We start from the raw sequence: 2,918 nt of genomic DNA on the forward strand, positions 1-2,918 counted from the left end.
ATGGCCGCGACGGCCATCGTCGGCGCGGCCAGCGCCGGCTCGTCGGTCACCCGGCGCAGCACCGTGGTACGCGTGTTCTGGTCGCCCAGGTCGTCCCGCGCCACCTGCACCTCGGCCAGCAGGGCGCCGGCGTCGGTCGGCCGGGCGCCCGGATCGCGCCGGGTGGCCCGGGCGACCAGGTCGTCGAGCGCCTTGGGCAGCCCGGGCACCAGCGTCGACGGCGCCGGGACGTCCCGGTCGACGTGCTGCCAGGCGACGTCGACCGGCCGGTCCCCGTCGTAGGGCACCCGGCCGGTGAGCATCTCGAACAGCACGATGCCGGCGGAGTAGACGTCGGTGCGCGGGTCGGCGTGCCCGTCGGTGACCAGCTCCGGGGCGACGTACGCGACGGTGGCCATCAGCTGGTTGCCGTTGTCGTCCTCGGCGCTCGCCTCGACCGCCCGGGCCAGCCCGAAGTCGGCGACCTTGACCACGCTGTCGATCAGGTTGGCCGAGCCTCCGGTGGGGGCCTCGGCGACCAGCACGTTCTCCGGCTTCACGTCGCGGTGCACCAGACCGGCCCGGTGCGCGGCGGCGATCGCGGCGAGCATCTGCTCGGCGATGGCCAACGCCTCGTCGGGGTTGAGCCGGCGCCGTTCGGCGAGCACGTCGCGCAGGGTGCGCCCCCGGACGTACTCCATCACCAGGTAGGGCAGGCCGGCGTGGGTGCCCTGGTCGTAGACCGCCACCACGTTGGGGTGGGTGAGCCGGGCGATCGTCTTCGCCTCGTCGGTGAAGCGCGCCACGAAGCCGGCCATCCGGGCCCGGGCCTCGGGGGCCTGGGACGGGTGGATGATCTTGACTGCCACGGTGCGCTCGAGGCGCTCGTCGGTGGCGGTGTACACGGTCGCCATGCCGCCACGGGCCACGCGACCGCGAATGCGGTAGCGCCCGTCGATCAGCGAGCCCAGCAACGTGTCGGCGACCTGTGTGTCCATCGGCAGGGAGTCTATGTGTCCAGGGGGTGAAGGTTGAACAGGATGCTACAGCCGGGTTCGGACGATAGCCGTCCCATCGCGGTCGCGTCCCCTCCGTGCCTGCTCAGCCGGTTGCTGCCGGCCCCGTACCGGACCCGGAGCCCGGCCCGCGGGCGCGGGGCCCGTCCGGCCGGGCGCCCCGCGTGCCGCGGCGGGGCCGGCGGGGAGGTGCTGGTGCCGGCCGGTGAGTTCGCGCCCGGGCAGGCGGGGACGGGCCGATCCGGGGTGCCGTTGGTCCGGGCCGGGCGGGGCATGGCAGGGTGATCGGGTGACCGACTCCGTACCCGCCGATCGGGCCGTGCCCGGCCCCGAGCTCGCCGGCCCCACCGACGCCGACCGCTGGCTGACCCTGCCGGACGTCGCCGAGCGCCTCGACCTGTCGATCAGCAAGGTCCACCAGATGATCCGGGACCGGGAGCTGATCGCGGTGCGCCGCGACGGCGTCCGCCGGATCCCGGCGGACCTGGTGGCCAACAGCACGGTGCTCAAGCACCTGCCCGGCGTGCTCAACCTGCTGACCGACGCCGGCTACGACGACGAGGCCGCGCTGCGCTGGCTCTACGAGCCGGACGACACCCTGCCCGGCGGGACCCCGGCCGCCGCGCTCTCGGGCGACCAGGCCCGCGAGGTCAAGCGCCGCGCCCAGGCCCTCGGCTTCTGACCCACCTCCGCTCACCCAACGGGTGGGCGTGGGTCAGTCGGCGCGGCGGGTGGCGGCGATGGCCAGGTCGACCAGGGCCTGCCGGGCCTCGGTGTCCAGGTCGACCGCGGCCAGCGCGGCCAGCGCGGTGTCGGTCAGCGTGACGATTCGTTGCTCGGTACGCGCCAGCGCGCCGCTGGCGGTGATCAACTCGCGCAGCCGCACGACCCCGGCCTCGTCCAGCCCCGGGTCGCCGAGCCCGCCGAGCAGCAGTTGGCGGCCCGCGTCGTCGGTCGTCTCCAGGGCCGCCGCCACCAGGTACGTCCGCTTGCCCTCGCGCAGGTCGTCGCCGGCCGGCTTGCCGGTCTGGGCCGGGTCGCCGAAGACGCCCAGCACGTCGTCGCGGAGCTGGAACGCCTCGCCCAGCGGCAGCCCGTACGCGGAGTACGCCGTCCGGACGTCCGGCGAGGCGTCGGCCAGCGCGCCGCCCAGCAGCAGCGGCCGCTCGACCGTGTACTTCGCCGACTTGTAGCGGGCGACCTTGCCGGCCCGTTCCAGCGAGGTGTCCCCGGTGGCCTGGGTGAGCACGTCGAGGTACTGCCCGACGGTGACCTCGGTGCGCATCTCGTCGAAGACCGGCCGGGCCCGGGCCACCGTCCGCGGGTCGAGCCCGGCGGAGTGCAGCAGCTCGTCCGACCACACCAGGCAGAGATCGCCGAGCAGGATCGCCGCGGCGTCGCCGAAGCCGTCCGCGTCGCCGCCCCAGCCGGCCGCCCGGTGCCGGGCGGCGAACCGCCGGTGCACCGCCGGCTCGCCGCGCCGGGTGTCCGAGCGGTCCATCAGGTCGTCGTGGATCAGGGCGCTGGCCTGGACGAACTCCAGCGCGGCCAGGGCGGTCACCACCTGGTCGGTGTCCACCCCGCCGGCGCCCCGGAACCCCCAGTAGGCGAACGCCGGCCGCAGCCGCTTGCCGCCGCCCAGGACGAACGCCTCGATCGCCTCCGCGACCGGGACCAGGGCGTCGTCGACCCCGGTCATCCAGGTGCGTTGGGTGGCCAGGAACTCGGCGAGGGCCTTGTCGATCCGTTGACGCAGCCCGGCACGGTCGACCGGGGAAACGGGAGCAGCGTGGGTCACGCCACGACGCTAGCCGGTCGGAGTCGACCCCGTCGCCTCAGTGTGGCCCCGACGCGCCGCCCGGTGGCGTCGATTTCGGTCGCAGTCCCGGACCCGACGGCGGCCCCGCCGCCCGGGGCAGGTAC

At 75.2% G+C, this 2,918-nt stretch carries 3 protein-coding genes; 1 reads left to right on the forward strand and 2 read right to left on the reverse strand.

Annotation, left to right across the window (positions count from 1 at the left end; genetic code table 11):
• A partial coding sequence (locus NCC78_RS30190; protein ID WP_250798787.1) for a protein kinase domain-containing protein occupies positions 1-977 on the reverse strand: 977 nt, incomplete at its 3' end.
• Positions 978-1,284: 307 nt separating this feature from the next.
• Between NCC78_RS30190 and NCC78_RS30195 the strand changes: the two genes are divergently transcribed.
• The gene (locus tag NCC78_RS30195) at positions 1,285-1,677 is read left to right on the forward strand and encodes an Rv2175c family DNA-binding protein (RefSeq protein WP_250798789.1); all 393 of its coding nucleotides are present in this window, start codon (positions 1,285-1,287) and stop codon (positions 1,675-1,677) included.
• A gap of 33 nt (positions 1,678-1,710) precedes the next feature.
• On the opposite strand, the gene NCC78_RS30200 is transcribed toward NCC78_RS30195, so the two are convergent.
• Complete coding sequence (locus NCC78_RS30200; protein ID WP_250798791.1) at positions 1,711-2,793, reverse strand: polyprenyl synthetase family protein; 1,083 nt, start codon at positions 2,791-2,793, stop codon at positions 1,711-1,713.
• Positions 2,794-2,918 lie beyond the last annotated feature (125 nt).

Source organism: Micromonospora phytophila (assembly GCF_023656545.1).
In the GTDB taxonomy this organism is placed as follows: domain Bacteria; phylum Actinomycetota; class Actinomycetes; order Mycobacteriales; family Micromonosporaceae; genus Micromonospora; species Micromonospora phytophila.